This window comes from Streptomyces sp. NBC_00376 (genome assembly GCF_036077095.1).
Taxonomy (GTDB): domain Bacteria; phylum Actinomycetota; class Actinomycetes; order Streptomycetales; family Streptomycetaceae; genus Streptomyces.
Genome location: NZ_CP107960.1, coordinates 6,370,872 through 6,386,514, shown reverse-complemented (window position 1 = coordinate 6,386,514; position 15,643 = coordinate 6,370,872). Strand labels below are relative to the sequence as shown.

15 protein-coding genes are annotated in these 15,643 nt (G+C 71.5%); 3 read left to right on the top strand and 12 right to left on the bottom strand.

The genetic code is table 11. The features are described 5' to 3' along the window. Positions 1 to 34: 34 nt before the first annotated feature. The 4 genes from OG842_RS28810 to OG842_RS28795 form a co-directional block, all read right to left on the bottom strand. Positions 35 to 1,039: a 2-hydroxyacid dehydrogenase gene (locus OG842_RS28810; protein ID WP_266736779.1), complete on the bottom strand. Its 1,005-nt coding sequence runs from the start codon at positions 1,037 to 1,039 to the stop codon at positions 35 to 37. 122 nt (positions 1,040 to 1,161) lie between these two features. Beyond that, positions 1,162 to 1,854, bottom strand: coding sequence for a response regulator (locus tag OG842_RS28805; protein ID WP_266736780.1), 693 nt, complete (start codon positions 1,852 to 1,854; stop codon positions 1,162 to 1,164). Beyond that, complete coding sequence (macS, locus tag OG842_RS28800; RefSeq protein ID WP_266736782.1) at positions 1,851 to 3,074, bottom strand: MacS family sensor histidine kinase; 1,224 nt, start codon at positions 3,072 to 3,074, stop codon at positions 1,851 to 1,853. Before macS ends, OG842_RS28805 begins: the two co-directional genes overlap by 4 nt. 51 nt (positions 3,075 to 3,125) lie before the next feature. Then, the gene (locus OG842_RS28795; RefSeq protein ID WP_266736783.1) at positions 3,126 to 3,869 is read right to left on the bottom strand and encodes a lysophospholipid acyltransferase family protein; all 744 of its coding nucleotides are present in this window, start codon (positions 3,867 to 3,869) and stop codon (positions 3,126 to 3,128) included. A 194-nt stretch (positions 3,870 to 4,063) separates the two neighbouring features. Between OG842_RS28795 and OG842_RS28790 the strand changes: the two genes are divergently transcribed. After that, on the top strand, positions 4,064 to 4,843 hold the full coding sequence (locus OG842_RS28790) for an alpha/beta hydrolase (protein WP_266736784.1): 780 nt from the start codon (positions 4,064 to 4,066) through the stop codon (positions 4,841 to 4,843). Beyond that, positions 4,836 to 5,522: a hypothetical protein gene (locus OG842_RS28785; protein WP_266736786.1), complete on the top strand. Its 687-nt coding sequence runs from the start codon at positions 4,836 to 4,838 to the stop codon at positions 5,520 to 5,522. The genes OG842_RS28790 and OG842_RS28785 overlap by 8 nt, the downstream gene beginning before the upstream one ends. 123 nt (positions 5,523 to 5,645) lie before the next feature. On the opposite strand, the gene OG842_RS28780 is transcribed toward OG842_RS28785, so the two are convergent. The 6 genes from OG842_RS28780 to OG842_RS28755 form a co-directional block, all read right to left on the bottom strand. Further along, a complete protein-coding gene (locus OG842_RS28780) occupies positions 5,646 to 6,404 on the bottom strand; it encodes an endonuclease/exonuclease/phosphatase family protein (protein WP_266736787.1) in 759 nt (252 codons plus the stop codon). 78 nt (positions 6,405 to 6,482) lie between these two features. Further along, positions 6,483 to 7,424 (bottom strand): ROK family glucokinase, encoded by a 942-nt coding sequence (locus OG842_RS28775; RefSeq protein ID WP_266736788.1) that lies wholly within the window; start codon positions 7,422 to 7,424, stop codon positions 6,483 to 6,485. 74 nt (positions 7,425 to 7,498) lie between these two features. Continuing rightward, complete coding sequence (locus tag OG842_RS28770) at positions 7,499 to 7,957, bottom strand: DUF5304 domain-containing protein (protein ID WP_266736789.1); 459 nt, start codon at positions 7,955 to 7,957, stop codon at positions 7,499 to 7,501. A gap of 83 nt (positions 7,958 to 8,040) precedes the next feature. Next, complete coding sequence (locus OG842_RS28765) at positions 8,041 to 9,327, bottom strand: ArsA family ATPase (RefSeq protein ID WP_266736790.1); 1,287 nt, start codon at positions 9,325 to 9,327, stop codon at positions 8,041 to 8,043. 5 nt (positions 9,328 to 9,332) lie between these two features. Next, a complete protein-coding gene (locus OG842_RS28760) occupies positions 9,333 to 9,782 on the bottom strand; it encodes an SRPBCC family protein (protein ID WP_266736791.1) in 450 nt (149 codons plus the stop codon). Between the two features lie 107 nt (positions 9,783 to 9,889). After that, entirely contained in the window at positions 9,890 to 10,696 is an 807-nt protein-coding gene (locus OG842_RS28755; protein ID WP_266736792.1) for a metallophosphoesterase family protein, read from the bottom strand. 349 nt (positions 10,697 to 11,045) lie between these two features. Between OG842_RS28755 and OG842_RS28750 the strand changes: the two genes are divergently transcribed. Beyond that, positions 11,046 to 12,842, top strand: coding sequence for an AMP-dependent synthetase/ligase (locus tag OG842_RS28750; protein ID WP_266736793.1), 1,797 nt, complete (start codon positions 11,046 to 11,048; stop codon positions 12,840 to 12,842). 82 nt (positions 12,843 to 12,924) lie between these two features. Here the strand turns inward: OG842_RS28750 and OG842_RS28745 are convergent, their stop codons facing one another. Together OG842_RS28745 and OG842_RS28740 are read right to left on the bottom strand one after the other, a co-directional pair. Further along, positions 12,925 to 14,160, bottom strand: coding sequence for an IS30 family transposase (locus OG842_RS28745; protein WP_443064073.1), 1,236 nt, complete (start codon positions 14,158 to 14,160; stop codon positions 12,925 to 12,927). Positions 14,161 to 14,424: 264 nt separating this feature from the next. Then, on the bottom strand, positions 14,425 to 15,567 hold the full coding sequence (locus tag OG842_RS28740) for a glycosyltransferase family 4 protein (protein ID WP_266736795.1): 1,143 nt from the start codon (positions 15,565 to 15,567) through the stop codon (positions 14,425 to 14,427). Between the last annotated feature and the right edge of the window lie 76 nt (positions 15,568 to 15,643).

Here is a 15,643-nt window from a genome sequence, read left to right as displayed (position 1 = left end):
GAAGGGTGGACGGGACCCCGGGCGGGCCGGGGTCTCAGCTCGCCGGGAGCGCGGGGACGAGGACGTTGTCGCTGCGGCGGCCGGCCAGGTAGTCGGCCACGTTCTGCACGGTGGTGTCGATGATCTGGCCCACCGCGTCCTGGGTGTAGTACGCCTGGTGCGAGGTGACGATGACGTTCGGGAAGGTGACGAGCCGGGCCAGGGTGTCGTCGTCGACGCCCTCCAGCGACTTGTCGAGGAAGAAGAGCCCGGCCTCCGCCTCGTACACGTCGAGTCCGACGCCCAGGAAGCGGCCCGCGCGCAACTCGGTGACCAGTGCCTTGGTGTCGATGAGTCCGCCGCGACTGGAGTTGATGAGGATCGCGTCGTCCTTCATCCGGGCCAGTGCGTCCGCGCCGATGATGTGGTGGGTCGCCGGCAGCAGCGGGACGTGCAGGCTGATCAGGTCGGACTCGGCGAGCAGCCGTTCCTTTTCCACGTACTTCATGCCGAGGGCGACGCAGGCGGGGTTCTCGGCGACGTCCCAGCCGAGCAGCTGCATGCCGAAGCCGTGAGCGATCCGGGTGAAGGCCTCGCCGATCTTGCCGGTGCCGATCACGCCCGCCGTGCGGCCGCGCATGTCCCGGCCGAGGAGCCCGTCGAGCCGGAAGTCGAAGTCGCGGGTGCGGCTCGCGGCCCGGATGATCCGGCGGTTGACGGCCATCGCGAGGGTCCAGGCGAATTCGGCGACCGAGTAAGGCGAGTAGTAGGAGACCCGGGCGACCCGCAGGGCGAGGCGTTCGGCGACGTCCAGGTCGATGTTGTTGAAGCCGGTGGAGCGCTGGGCGATCATCTGCGTGCCGCCCGCCGCGAGGGTCTGCAGGACGCCTGCGCCCAGGTCGGCGTTGACGCTGGTGGAGATGATCTCGTAGCCCGCCGCGATGGGGGCGGTGTCCTTGTTCAGGAACACGTCCAGGCAGCGGACCTCGTGCTGTCCGGCGAAGGCCTTCTCGATCAGCGGCTTCTCGTCGGACTGCACACCGAAGGCCAGGATTTCCACGACTTCTCCCGTTCCTCGCGCGGATCGGCAGATCCGGGACATGGGCAGATCAGGGGCATGGGCCGGTCATCGCGAATATACGGCCCGTGCCCCTGCTCCGCCGCCCGGCCGGGGCCGCCGGCTCAGACGTCGTCGAGACCGCGCTCGATCGCGTACCGCACCAGCTCCACCCGGTTGTGCAGCTGGAGCTTGCCCAGGGTGTTCTGCACATGGTTCTGCACGGTGCGGTGCGAGATGACCAGCCGCTCGGCGATCTGCTTGTAGGAGAGGCCCTTGGCGACCAGCCGCAGCACCTCGGTCTCGCGCTCGGTGAGCTGCGGGGCCTTGGGCTCGTCGGACGCGGCGGGTGCGGGGTCGGAGGCGAGCCTGCGGTACTCGCCGAGGACCAGTCCGGCCAGGCCCGGGGTGAAGACGGGGTCGCCGACGGCGGTGGACCGCACGGCCTCGGTCAGCTCCTGCGTACTGGCCGACTTGAGCAGATAGCCGGTGGCGCCGGACTTGACCGCCTCCAGCACGTCGGCGTGCTCGCCGCTCGCGGAGAGCACCAGCACCCGCAGTCCCGGGTGGGAACCGACGAGTTCCTTGCAGACCTGGACGCCGGGCATGCCGGGCAGATTGAGGTCGAGCACCAGGACGTCGGGGGTGGCGGCCTTCGCCCGGCGGACGGCCTGCGGTCCGTCACCCGCCGTCGCCACCACGTCGAAGCCCGACTCGGAAAGGTCGCGGGCGACGGCGTCGCGCCACATCGGGTGGTCGTCGACCACCATCACCCTGATGGCCCGCTCCTCGGCAGCCTGGGTGTTCTCCGTGCTCATCTCGCTGATCCCGCCTTCCCCCGTGAAACCTTCGGAACCTTCAACTCGACCTCGGTGCCCTGGCCGGGCACCGAGATCAACTCCGCCGTGCCGCCCAGGTCGCGCAGTCTCCCCCGGATCGACAGGGCCACCCCCATCCGCCCCTCTCCCTCGGCCTGGGCGAGCCGCCCCTCCGGGATTCCCGGGCCGTCGTCCCGGACCGTCACGATCACCTCGTCCGGCCAGTCCTCGACGAGGATCCACGCCTGGGCATTCTCCCCCGCGTGGACCCTGACATTGTCCAGGGCGGCACTGACGGCGGCGGCCAGCTCCGTCGCGACCGCGGGGGCGAGCAGTACCGGAGCGCCCGGCTCCGCGAAGCTGACCCGGGAGCCGGCGTGCGGGGCGAGCAGGGAGCGCAGATCGCAGTCGGCCCGGTCGGACGGTTCGTCGTCGACCTCGACGCTGCGGACCACGGCGCCCTCGGCGGCGTCCTCGGAGACCCGGGTGGTGGGCACCAGACCGCTGGATACCAGGGTGCGCAGGGCGACCTCCTGTTCCCCGGCCATCCGGCCCAACTCGGCCGCCTCCCCGCCGAGCGCGGTGCCGCGGCGCTGCACCATCGCGAGGACCTGGAGCACGCTGTCGTGGATGTCCCGGGCCAGCCGTTCCCGCTCGCGGGTGGCGGCCTCGATCTCCAGGGCGCGGGCCAGGGTCCGCTCACTGGCCCTGGCGACCTCGATGACGTACCCGATGGCGATGGAGGCGACCCAGACCAGCAGCACGTTGTGGAAGGTGTCCCGGCTGGGATGGCCGCGCTCGACGATGTTGGCGACGGCGACGAAGCTGGACGCGAAGGCCGCCCACCGCCAGCCGCCCTTGATCGCGAAGGCCAGTACGGAGCCCGCCGTCCAGATGGACGGCAGCGTCGGGCCGTCCACCCGCTGGGCCTCGAAGTCGGCGAGCGGGGTGAGGAGTATGCCGGTGAGCGCGATGGTCAGATCGGCGCCGAGGAAGCGTTTGGTGCAGGCGGTGGCGCCCGCGACCTTCGGGAGGGTGGCGAGCGTCCAGACCACCATCACCACCAGGAAGGCGATGGCCACCCACGGCCGGTCGTACTTCTCCCGGCCGAAGACGGCGAGCAGGACCGCGTACAGCATCGTGAGAACGCGGTACGCCCTCAGCGCGCTCCACAGCGGCTGCTCGACCGACATCCGTACGACGCGTTCGCGCCTGGCCACTTCCCCCACCCCCTGGACGGAACGGGCGCGTTCAAGCGCCGTACCGTCGCGTCACGCTTGCGTTCCGGACCCGGTGTCCTTGTGCTTCTCGGCCTCGGCGCGGCGCTTCGCCTCGTCCGCGATCTGCCGCTTGGCCGCCGTCGCGTAGATGTCGACGTACTCCTGGCCGGACAGCTTCATGATCTCGTACATCACCTCGTCGGTGACCGAGCGCAGGATGAAGCGGTCCCCGTCCATGCCGTGGTAGCGGCTGAAGTCGAGCGGCTTGCCGATCCTGATCCCCGGGCGCATCAGCTTGGGGATCACCTGGCCGGGCGGCTGGATCTTCTCCGTGTCGATCATCGCGACGGGGATGACGGGCGCCCCGGTGGCAAGCGCCACCCTGGCGAGCCCGCCGGGCTTGCCGCGGTAGAGACGGCCGTCGGGCGAGCGGGTGCCCTCCGGGTAGATGCCGAAGAGGCCGCCGCTCTCGATGACCTCGATGCCCGCCTTGATGGCCGCCTCACCGGCGCCGCGGGCGCCCGAGCGGTCCACCGGGAGCTGGCCGACGCCCTTGAAGAAGGCCGCGGTCAGCTTGCCCTTCACGCCGGGTGCGGTGAAGTACTCGGACTTGGCGATGAAGGTGACCTTGCGGTCCAGGACGGCAGGCAGGAAGAAGGAGTCGGAGAACGACAGATGGTTGCTCGCGAGGATCGCCGGCCCCTGCGCGGGGATGTTCTCCAGGCCCTCCACCCATGGCCTGAAGGCGAGCTTCAATGAGCCGCCGATGGAGAACTTCATTGCGCCGTAGATCAACTCGGGTGCCTCCTGTGTGCTGTCGGACAGACCTTAACCCGTGGGGCGCCCGCGCTCCCGCCCGGCACGGAGCGACTGCGGCGGCCGGAGCCGGTGACGGCCCTGGTCGGTGTCAGTCCGGTCGCGTACGGTGAAGTAATCCTCTGCACTCCCCCCTTTCGCTCCCCTGCGAGCCTCACGAACAGGAGACCCTGGTGCCGGTCCTTCCTGGAGCCGAGCCGTTCCGCCACGAGGGCGGAGAGGTCGGCGTCCTCCTCTGTCACGGATTCACCGGTTCCCCGCAGTCGATGCGCCCCTGGGCCGACCATCTGGCGGAGCGCGGGCTCACCGTCTCGCTGCCCCTGCTGCCGGGGCACGGCACCCGCTGGGAGGACCTGCAGCTCACCGGCTGGCAGGACTGGTACGCGGAGGTGGACCGGGAGTTGCGCGCCCTGCTGGAGCGTTGCAGCCAGGTCTTCGTCTTCGGGCTGTCCATGGGCGGTGCGCTGACGCTGCGGCTGGCGGCGAAGCACGGAGACGCGATCAGCGGTCTGGTGCTGGTCAACCCGGCCAACAAGGTGCACGGCCTGTCGGCGTACGCGCTGCCGGTCGCCCGCCATCTGGTGCGGACGACGAAAGGGCTGGCGAGCGACATCGCCCTGGCGGGCTCCGACGAGGTGGGGTACGACCGGGTGCCGCTGCACGCGGCGCATTCGCTGCGGAATTTCTTCCGCCTGGTGGATGCCGAACTGCCCCAGGTCACCCAGCCGATCGTGCTGCTGCACAGCCCGCAGGACCATGTGGTGCCGCCCGCCGACTCGGCCCGCATCCTCAGCCGGGTGTCGTCGACGGACGTCGAGGAGATCCTGCTGGAACAGAGCTACCACGTGGCGACGTTGGACCACGATGCGGAGCGGATCTTCGACGAGAGCTACCGGTTCATCGGCCGCCTCGCCCCGAGCGTCGGAAAGAAGGGGAGCACGTCAGGTGGCTGAGCACGACGCGGAGCGCGCGGGCAGCGAGGAGGAGCACGAGCCCCTTCCCGCGGAGGGAGCGGCCGTGCCCGACGACGGCACGGGCCCGCAGGACGCCGCCGCCCAGCAGGCGGCACCGGGCAGTGACGGCAGCCGGCCCGAACCGCCGGCCGACGAGGACGCGGTGTGGAAGGCGATCGTCGCGGGGTACGGCGAGGAGCCGCCGGACCCGCCGGGCGCCAGGCCGTTCAGGTCGATCGAGGATCTCGCGCTGCCGGAGGACGACGACGACCGGCCCGGCGTCCTGGATCCGGACAAGGGGCTCGGCAAGAAGTCCGTGAAGCCGCCGGAGAAGCCGCTCGGCAGCTCGGTCGTGTTCGCCCCCGGAGTGGTGGGCCCGCGCGACTACGAGGTCGCGGAGCCCAAGGACGACGACCTCGACGAGAGCGACGAGGGGCACTTCGTCCCCCCGGAGCCGCCGCCGCTGCCGGAGGCCGATGTCACGGCGAAGTTCGCCTGGCTCGCGGTCGTCGGCGGTCCGGTGCTGATGCTGATCGCGGTGCTGCTGCGGTGGGACATGACCTGGTGGCTGACGACGGTCTGCGTCGGCGGTTTCCTGGGCGGTTTCGTCACGCTGGTGGCTCGGATGAACGATGACGACGAGGACGGCGACGACCCCGGGCGCGGGGCGGTGGTCTGAGCCGGGGGCTTCGTTCCGGCCGGGGCGGCGCTCCGGCCGGGCGGCGCTCCGGCCGGGCGGCGCTCCGGCCGGGCGGCGCTCCGGCCGGGCGGCGCTCCGGCCGGGCGGCGTCGCGGGAAGTGCTCAGGGCAGGATCGCGGGCACCCGTAGCGCCGCCAGCACCGGCAGATGGTCGGTGGCCGCCCGCAGGTCCGCGTCGGTGACCCCGGGCAGCCCGGCGGGAACACCGCAGCCGAGCACCTCGATCCCGTCCGTCGCGAAGACCGCGTCGATGCGCCGTCGCGGGTGGTCCGGCGAGTAGGTGTGCTCCCCGCCCCACGGGCGGACCGCCCAGCAGTCCTGGAGCCGCCCGGCCAGCCGCTGGAAGGCGCTCCCGGTCGGTACGTCGTTGAGGTCGCCGGCCGCGATGGCGTGCTCGACGCCCATCTCGTCCAGCCGTTCCAGCAGCATCTCGGTCTGGTCCAGGCGTTCGTCCCGTTGCAGGCTCAGATGAAAGCTCAGCAGACCGATCCGGGTGCCCGCGATCCGTACCACCGATGTGGCGAAGCCCCTGCGGTGCAGTCCGGGGGTGAGCGGCAGCAGCACGTCCTGCGTCCGCTCCACGGTGGCCCGCAGCGAGCAGAGCAGCAGCGGCCCGGCCGCCGTGGCGCCGCCGCTGAGCACCACCAGGTCGGTGCGGGCCGCGAGCCAGGCGGCGCGCTTGCGCCAGCGGAAGAAGCGCGGGGCCTCCTGGATGAGGACCAGGTCGGGGGCGCAGGCGGTGATGACGCGGGCCAGCGCCTCGCAGTCGTCGCGCATCGACCGGATGTTGTAGCTGAGCACTCTGATGACGGCCGAACCATCCGGCTCGGTACGGGAGTCGGGCAGTGGCGTCGGAACCATGCCCCTCACGATACGACGGACGCCCGCCGCTGCCACAGGGGCGCGACGGGCGTCCGGGTCGGTCCGGTCGTGATCGGCTCAGCCCTGGCGGGCGAGGTCCGCCGCGCCCACCAGCCCTGCCTCGCCGCCCAGTTGGGCCGCGAGCACCTGGGCGTGCGGGCGCCATTCACCGCCGATCAGCCAGCGCCGGAACGACTTGCGGATCGGATCGAGCACCAGCTCGCCCTCGTCCGACACACCGCCGCCGACGATGAACGCGGACGGGTCGAAGAGCGAGGCGAGGTCGGCGAGCCCGGCGCCGGCCCAGCGGGCCAGTTCACGGAACGAGTCGATCGCCACCGGGTCGCCCTGCCGGGCGGCCTGGCTGATGTGCTTGCCCTCGATGCCGTCCACCGTGCCGTCGCCGAGCGACAGCAGGACCGTGGCGTTCTCCGGGGTGGCGTTGGCGCGCTGCTTGGCGTACCGGACGAGTGCGCGTCCGGACGCGTACTGCTCCCAGCAGCCCTGGCTGCCGCAGCCGCAGAGCAGCCCGTCCGGGACGACCCGGATGTGGCCGAACTCGGCGGCCACGCCGAAGCGTCCGCGGCGCAGCTTGTTGCCGATGATGATGCCGCCGCCGAGGCCGGTGCCGAGCGTGATGCAGATGACGTCGTCGTGGCCCTGGCCGGCGCCGAAGCGGTATTCGCCCCAGGCGGCGGCGTTGGCGTCGTTCTCGACCACGACGGGAAGGCCGACGCGCTGTTCGACCTTGTCCTTCAGCGGCTCGTGCCGCCAGTTGATGTTCGGTGCGAACAGCACGGTGGCGCGCTTGTCGTCGACGTATCCGGCGGCACCGATGCCGACGGCCTCGATCTGGTGGCCCTCGCTCGCCCCGGACACGGCCGTGGCGATCGCGTCCACGATGCCTTCGGCCGTCGGCGGGGTCGGCACCTTGTGCGTCGAGAGGATGCGGCCCTCTTCGTCGACCACTCCAGCCGCGATCTTCGTGCCGCCGATATCGACGCCGATGGTGAGTCCCATGAATCCCTCAGTTCCGGTCGAGCCCCGCTGGGGCCAACCGTACCCGAGCCGGGGGCCCGGCCCTTCGGTGCCGGTCAGTCCAGGTCGATGTGTTCGCCCGCGGCGGGGCCCTCGTCGCGGGGGTCGGAGGGGTCGTCGGCCTTCTTCCCGGTGCCGGCCGGGTCGCCGGCGTCCTGGGTCCAGCGGCGTTCCTGGCCCTCGACGGCGGAGCGGTAGGCGGCGAGGAGTTCGCTGCCGGCCGCGGCGATGTGGTCGAAGACGTCCGGGTTGCGCTCGATGACGGGCTCGACCGCGGACTTCGCCTGCTTGATGATCTGCTGCACGGTGCCCTGGGCCGCCGCGCCGAACAGCGGCGACTGGAGGGACGAGAACTTGTCGGCCACGGCGTCGACCAGCTTGCGCAGTTCCTCGGCGGCGGAGCCGGGCGGCGGGCCGTACTGGGCCCGGCGGCGGGCCTTCTCCGCTTCGAGGTCCTCGGCGCAGGCCTTCGCCCACGCGTCGTCGTCGACGGGACGATCGGTGGCATCGCTCATGGCGGACTCCTGCGACGTGGTGTGCCGGCGGCCCGGCATACGGGGCACGTACTACCGACGTTACCCGAAGCGTGACGCGCCGTTCAGCCCGTCCTCGGCCACAGCCCGGGGTCCGGCGTGAACCGGACCCGGAGCACCCCGTCGGTGAGGGCGGCGCCGGAGACGGTGCAGCGGCGCAGTCCGGACTCCAGCGGGACGATCCGGTGGAACGGGCCGACGGTGAGCAGCAGTTCGTCACCGCGGCGGACCAGCTGGAGGTCCTTCTTGGCGGCGCCGGGCAGCGGCAGGCACCAGACGAGGACCGGGTCGCCGTCGCCGGCGGGCGGGCCGGTGGTCACGATCCGGGCGCCGGGCAGCAGCCCGTCGAGGCCGTCCGGGGTGTCGGGGCTCTCTATCCACCAGGGGTCGTCGGCCCGGCCGGGGCCCCGCCCGTCCAGCCCTCCGGCGAGTCCGGCGTCCCCGGCGGGGCCGTCGGCCGCGGTGTCGAGGCGGGCGAGGTCGTCGAGGCCACGCGGGTCGCGGCCGAGGTGGGGCACCTGGCAGAGCTCGGTGCCGGGCGCCCACTCCTCGTACCAGTGGTCGACGGTCTTCTCCTGCTGTGCGGCGAGCCCGGCGAACCAGGGGTCGCCGGAGTGCCGGGGCAGGACCCGGTTCACCGCGAGGGTGTCGACCCGCAGCCCGTGCAGGGCGAGGCCGGTGCGGGCGGTACGCAGGGCGTCCTCGGCGGCGGGGCCGGGCTCCGCGACCAGCCGGAGCGTGGTGTCGCGGTCCTCGATCAGGGCCTGGACGGCGGCCAGCTCGGCGTCCCTGCGGGCGGCCGCCTCGTACAGCCACTGGGCGGGCATGGGCACCCCGGCGAGCTGGGCGAGCATCGGGCGCAGGGCGCGGGCGGCCTGGCGTTCCGGGGGGAGCAGCCGGCGCAGATAGCGGCGCAGCTGCTCGGGGAGGGCGAGCAGGGCGAGTGCCTCGCACAGCGGTGGCAGGTCGACGACGAGGAGGTCGTGGCCGGCTCGCGACCAGTCGCCCCGGGCGGCGCGGCGCAGCGTGTGCAGGAGGGCGAGCTGGCTGCTGCCGGGGAGTTCGGTCAGCTCCTCGCCGTCCAGCCGGTTCCCGCCGAGCAGGTCGAGTACGGCGGAGGCCTGGTCCTGGAGGGCGAGGAGTTCGCCGCGGAAGTGTTCGCCGGAGTCGATGCGGGCGGACCACAGCCCGTCGGTGACCTCGGTGGGTTCGGTGTCCCCGGGGAAGCCGGGTATGCCGTCGGCGGTCAGCAGCAGGGTGCGCCGGCCGCGGCGGGCGGCGGCCAGCGCGGTCGCCGCCGCGACGGTGGTACGGCCGGCGCCGCCGGGGCCGGTGACGAGGACCGTACGCATCCGGGTCAGACCTTCGGGACGGACTCGACGCGCTTCTTCAGTCCGGCCAGGGCCCGGTCGATGATGACCTTCTCGGCCTTGCGCTTGATCATGCCGAGCATCGGGATCTTGACGTCGACGGTCAGCCGGTAGGTGACCTCGGTGCGGTCGCCGTCGCCGAGCGGGGCCAGTGCGTAGGAGCCGTCGATGGCGCGCAGCATCTGGGACTTGACGAGGGTCCAGCTGACTTCGTAGTCGCCGATCCAGGTGTAGGCGAGGGTGTGGTCGTCCTTGATCGCTCCGGCGTCGAGGACCAGCCGGACCTTCTCGGCGCGGCCCCGGTCGTCCTCGGCGAGGACCTCGGCCTCCTTGACCTCTCCGGTCCACTCCGGATAGCGGGCGAAGTCGGCGATCACTCCCATGACGTCGGCCGGTGCCGCCTCGATCGTGATGCTCGAGCTGGTGTGTTCAGCCATCGCCGTGGCTCCTCCAGTGCGGTGTACCGGTGCGTCGGCAGATGCCTGCCGTCAGAAGGCTATCGCGTGTGCGCGGCGCCTCGTTCCAGGGTCCGGTGCCGGTGTGGTCACCATTCCAGGGCCCAGGGCCTGCCGGTGGACGCGAAGTGGCCGACGTTCACACATTCGGTGGCGCCGATCCGCATGCGGCGGGCCAGCGGCTGGTGGACGTGGCCGAACAGGGCGTACCGGGGGCGGGTCCGGCGGATGGCGTCCAGCAGGGCCCGGCTGCCGCGCTCGAAGCGGCGCGCCACCGTGTCGTAGGTCAGCTCGGGCACATCGGGCGGGATGTGGGTGCAGAGCACGTCGACCGGGCCGATCGCCTCGATCTTCGCCGCGTACTCCTCGTCGCCGATCTCGTACGGGGTGTTCATCGGGGTCTTCAGCCCGCCGCCGACGAAACCGAAGACGCGGCCGCCGATCTCGGCCCGTTCGCCGTCGAGGACGGTGGTGCCGGGGTGTGCGTACTCGGACCACAGGCCGGGGATGTCGACGTTGCCGTAGGTGGCGTACGTCGGCGCGGGGAAGGCCGCGAAGAGCTCGGCGTACTGCTTGCGCACCGCCGAGACGATCGCGGCGTTGCGGTCCCGGCCCTTCCACAGCTCCCGGCCGAACTCCCGGGCCTCCTCGAAGCGGCGCGCGGTGCGCAGCGCGACGATCCGGTCGGCGTTCTCCACGCCGAAGAGATCGGGGAAGATGCCGCGCGAGTGGTCGGCGTAGTCGAGGAAGAGCACCAGGTCACCGAGGCAGACCAGCGCGTCGGCGCCGTCCCCGGCTCGGGCCAGCGCCTCGGCGTTGCCGTGCACGTCGCTGACCACATGGATACGGGTGCGCTGTCGGGTCGATGCGCCTGGGCTGTCCGGTCCGGCTCGCATGACGATCACCCTAGGGGCTGTCCGTCGAGTCAGGAACGGGGCCGCGACGCCCTGACCGTCCCTGACCCGACGGACAGCCCCAGGACTCCACCGGTCACCTGGGCAGAGGCCGCCGGACCTGCGAATACCGTCGCCCGGTCACACGGGTGGACTACTGTGCGGCCAAGGATCAACGTTATGTGTGACGCATAAGACATCTGGCCGGAACCCCCTATCGGGAACCCAGTACTGGTGGGTAACGTCCGGGCAGTCCAGTCGTGCTCACCCCACTGAGCACCCGCCAGTCTTGGACCGCAGCCGGTGCGTCACACAGAGCCGTGGCACCGGAGCCCGATGAGGAGCAGCAGTCTTGCGCGAGTTCAGCCTTCCGGCCCTGTACGAGGTCCCCTCGGACGGCAACCTGACGGATCTCATCCGCCGCAATGCCGCTCAGCATCCCGATGTCGCGGTGATGAGCCGCAAGGTGGGGGGCGTGTGGACCGATGTCGACGCCGCCCAGTTCCTGGCCGAGGTCAGGGGCGTCGCCAAGGGCCTGATCGCCGCGGGCGTCGAAGCCGGTGACCGGGTGGCTCTGCTCTCGCGCACCCGCTACGAGTGGGTCCTGCTCGACTTCGCGATCTGGAGCGCGGGCGCGGTCACCGTCCCGGTGTACGAGACCAGCTCGCCCGAGCAGATCCAGTGGATCCTCGGTGACTCCGGTACCGCCCTGTGCCTGGTGGAGTCCGCCGCGCACCAGGCCTCCGTGGTCTCCGTCCAGGCGGACCTGCCGGCCCTGAAGGGCATCTGGCAGATCGAGGACGACGCGATCCGCGGGCTGACGGCGATCGGCGAGGACGTCTCGGACGAGACGCTGGACCTGCGGATGACGAGCGCCAAGGCGGACGACCCGGCCACCATCGTCTACACCTCGGGCACCACCGGCCGCCCCAAGGGCTGTGTGCTCACGCACCGCAGCTTCTTCGCCGAGTGCGGCAACGTGGTGGAGCGGCTCAAGCCCCTCTTCCGTACCGGCGACTGCTCCGTACTGCTCTTCCTGCCCGCCGCGCACGTCTTCGGACGGCTGGTCGAGGTGGCCTCGGTGATGGCCCCGATCAAGCTCGGCTGCGTACCGGACATCAAGCACCTCACCGATGAACTTGCCTCGTTCCGGCCGACGTTGATCCTCGGCGTGCCGCGAGTCTTCGAGAAGGTGTACAACGCGGCGCGTGCCAAGGCGCAGGCCGACGGCAAGGGAAAGATCTTCGACAAGGCCGCGAACACGGCGATCGCCTACAGCCGCGTGCTGAGTACGCCGCAGGGCCCGCCGCTGGGCCTGAAGCTGAAGCACAAGCTCTTCGACCGGCTGGTCTACAGCAAGCTGCGCGCGGTGCTCGGCGGGCGCGGTGAGTACGCGATCTCCGGCGGCGCGCCGCTGGGCGAGCGGCTCGGCCACTTCTACCGCGGGATCGGCTTCACCGTCCTGGAGGGCTACGGCCTGACCGAGACGTGCGCGGCCACCGCCTTCAACCCGTGGGACCGGCAGAAGATCGGTACGGTCGGCCAGCCGCTGCCCGGTTCGGTGGTGCGGATCGCCGACGACGGCGAGGTGCTGCTGCACGGCGAACACCTGTTCACCGGTTACTGGAACAACGAGTCGGCGACGGCCGAAGCACTGGCCGACGGCTGGTTCCACACCGGCGACATCGGCACGCTGGACGAGGACGGCTATCTCGCGATCACCGGCCGCAAGAAGGAGATCATCGTCACGGCGGGCGGCAAGAACGTCGCTCCCGCGGTGATCGAGGACCGGATCCGCGGGCACGCCCTGGTCGCCGAGTGCATGGTGGTCGGCGACGGACGGCCGTTCGTGGGCGCGCTGGTCACCCTGGACGAGGAGTTCCTGGGCCGCTGGGCCGAGGAGCACGGCAAGCCGGCCGGCTCGACGGCCGTGTCGCTGCGCGAGGACCCGGAGCTGCTGGCCGAGGTGCAGCGGGCGGTGGACGACGGGAACGCGGCCGTGTCCAAGGCGGAGTCGGTGCGCAAATTCCGCATCCTGGACTCGCAGTTCACCGAGGAGGCAGGCCACATCACGCCGTCGCTGAAGCTGAAGCGGAACGTGGTGGCGAAGGAATTCGCGGACGAGATCGAGTCGATCTACCGAGGCTGACCTCCCCGGACGTGCGCGCGTACACGCGAGAGGGCCCGCACGGCCTCTTGGGTTCCAGTGGTCGTTGCAACACCGTCTGGTTTTAAGTGGTGAGTAGATCACGTAGACGCTCGGCCGGGGTATCCCAGTCGAGCGTCTTGCGTGGGCGGCCGTTGAGTTCCTGGGCGACGTGTTCGAGGTCTTCGGGGCTGTGGAGGCTCAGGTCGGTGCCTCTGGGGAAGTACTGCCGCAAAAGGCCGTTGGTGTTCTCGTTGGAGCCGCGTTGCCAGGGCGAGGCGGGATCGCAGAAGTAGACCGGCATGCCGGTGAACATGGTGAACTGCTTGTGGCGTGCCATCTCGCTGCCCTGGTCCCAGGTGAGGGAGCCGCGCAGGTGCGCGGGCAGGGTCTCGATGGTGCGGACCAGGCCGTCGCGGACGGTTTCGGCGTCGTGGGCTCCGCCGGGCAGGTGGACCAGCATGGTGTAGCGGGTGGTCCGCTCCACCAGGGTGGCGATTGCGGAGCGGCTGTTCGCGCCGATGATCAGGTCGCCTTCCCAGTGCCCGGGAACGGCCCGGTCCTCGACGTCGGCGGGGCGGTCACTGATCATGATCATCGGGTCGGTGAACCGTGGCGTGCGTGTGGCTGGGTCGCGGTGTGGTTTGCGGCGGGTGCGGCCGGTGCGGATCGCTGCCTGCACTTCTCGTTTCAGGCCGCCGCGCGCCTGGAAATACAGTGCCTGGTAGATCGTTTCCACGCTCACCCGCATGCTCCGGTCGTCGGGATGCTCCTTGAACAAAGCGTGGCAGATCTGTTCCGGCGACCACCGTCTGCGCAAGCCGTCCTGGACGAAGTAGCGCAACAGGCCCTCGCGCAGCAGCTTGCGGCCTTTGGGCCGGGGCCCGCGCGCTGCAGCTGCCCGGTGGGCCGCACAGGGCTGGTAGCCCTCGGGGCTGGAGTGGGTGTCGATCTCCCGCATGATCGTGCTGGCCGGCCGGCCCAGGGCGCGGCCAATCGCCCGCAACGACTGGCCCGCCGCCCGAAGATCGCGGATCTGCTCGCGCTCGGCCAGCGTCAGGAACCTCGGATGCAGCTGCTTCTCCAGGGCCGCCAGACCCACCGATGATGTGGTCACACCGCACATCGTGACGGACCCCGCCGCGTAATCGACACGGCGGCCATCGGCGTAGGTCCGCGCCGCGCGACTCTTCTTGACGCCCTGGTCCCAGTCCCTGGCCGTGCGCTCGTTCACCCCGACACGCCTGGCCGCCACGGACTGCGCAACACCCTCGGCCCGCAACTGCTCGTACTCATCCCGCCGCAAATGCCGCCGCGGCAAACGCACCGACCCACGTCCGGCTTTCCGCGCCCAGCCGAATGCCGTGTTCCGGTTCACGCCCAGCTCACGCGCCACCACCGTCACGTTCCCCACGACATCCAGCCGCGCAAGGAAACGCTCCCTCAGCCCCGCAAGATCAACCCGCTCAACGCCCACGGTCCTCGCAACTCCCACAGATCGCGGGTGTTGCGAGGACCGTTAGAACCCAAGCATGTGCGGGCCCTCTCGCGTACGTGACTCAGAGCAGCCTCTCGCCCACGCGGCTCAGAGCAGCGCCCGCAGCCGCTCGGCGAGCAGGTCCCAGCGCCACTTCTCCTCGACCCAGGCCCGGCCCCGCTCCCCCATCCGCCGCCGCAGCTCCGGGTCGCGCAGCAGCGTGACGATCCGGTCGGCCGCCTCCTCGGGGGAGCCGCCGCGCACCACCCACCCGGTCTCGCCGTCGAGCACCGCGTCGGGCGCGCCGCCCGAGTCGCCCGCCACCACCGGCAGACCGGTCGCGGACGCCTCCAGGAAGACGATGCCGAGGCCCTCCACGTCGAGGCCGCCGCGGCGGGTACGGCACGGCATGGCGAAGACGTCGCCCGCGCCGTAGTGGGCGGGCAGCTCCTCCCACGGCACCGGTCCGGTGAACCGCACGGAATCACCGACCCCGGTCTCCTCGGCCAGCCGCTCCAGCTCCTTGGTGTACGGTCCGCCGCCGACGATCAGGAGCACCGCGTCCGGGACCTGCGCCAGGATCGCGGGCATCGCGAGGATCAGCGTGTCCTGGCCCTTGCGCGGCACGAGCCGGGACACGCAGACGACGACCGGCCGGTCCGAGAGCCCGAGCCCGGCCCTCGTCCGGTCCCCGCCCGAGTCGGGGTGGAAGGTCTTCTCGTCGACGCCGGGCGGCAGTTGGACCATCCGCGCCGCGGCCCGGGAGGTGAGCGCGGGGGCGATTCGGGAGCGGGTGTACTCCCCCAGGTACGTGATCGTGTCCGTGCCCTCGCCGATCCGTCGCAGCAGCTGCCGGGCCGCGGGCAGCTGCGCCCAGCCCGCCTCGTGCCCGTGCGTGGTGGCGACCAGGCGGCGGGCGCCCGCCTTGCGCAGCGCCGGTGCCATCAGCCCGAGCGGGGCCGCGGCGCCGAACCAGACGGAGGTGCAGCCGTGCTCGCGCAGCAGCCGCACCGCGCGCCGGGTGACCCGCGGGGTCGGCAGCAGCATCGTCGTCGGGTCGCGCACGACGGTGAACGGCTGCTCGGCGTCGAAAGCGGCGGTGGCCGCGCGGCCCTCGGGGCTCCGCTTCCAGGTGGAGGCGTACACGACGACCTGTTCGGGGTCCAGGCGCAGCGCCATGTTGTGCAGGAATGCCTGGATGCCACCGGGGCGGGGCGGGAAGTCGTTGGTCACGATCAGGGTCTTGTCCATCCCGGCCGACAGTACCGGGCTGTCCGGCCCCGATGGCTCCCGCACCGTCCGGACGGGCATCATGGCTCCTCGTACC

Bases quoted from the DNA above. Each gene is read 5' to 3' on its own strand.
- OG842_RS28805 (WP_266736780.1), bottom strand. From the start codon at position 1,854: ATGAGCACGGAGAACACCCAGGCTGCCGAGGAGCGGGCCATCAGGGTG.
- OG842_RS28780 (WP_266736787.1), bottom strand. From the start codon at position 6,404: ATGGTTCCGACGCCACTGCCCGACTCCCGTACCGAGCCGGATGGTTCG.
- OG842_RS28775 (WP_266736788.1), bottom strand. From the start codon at position 7,424: ATGGGACTCACCATCGGCGTCGATATCGGCGGCACGAAGATCGCGGCT.
- OG842_RS28770 (WP_266736789.1), bottom strand. From the start codon at position 7,957: ATGAGCGATGCCACCGATCGTCCCGTCGACGACGACGCGTGGGCGAAG.
- OG842_RS28765 (WP_266736790.1), bottom strand. From the start codon at position 9,327: ATGCGTACGGTCCTCGTCACCGGCCCCGGCGGCGCCGGCCGTACCACC.
- OG842_RS28760 (WP_266736791.1), bottom strand. From the start codon at position 9,782: ATGGCTGAACACACCAGCTCGAGCATCACGATCGAGGCGGCACCGGCC.
- OG842_RS28755 (WP_266736792.1), bottom strand. From the start codon at position 10,696: ATGCGAGCCGGACCGGACAGCCCAGGCGCATCGACCCGACAGCGCACC.
- OG842_RS28740 (WP_266736795.1), bottom strand. From the start codon at position 15,567: ATGGACAAGACCCTGATCGTGACCAACGACTTCCCGCCCCGCCCCGGT.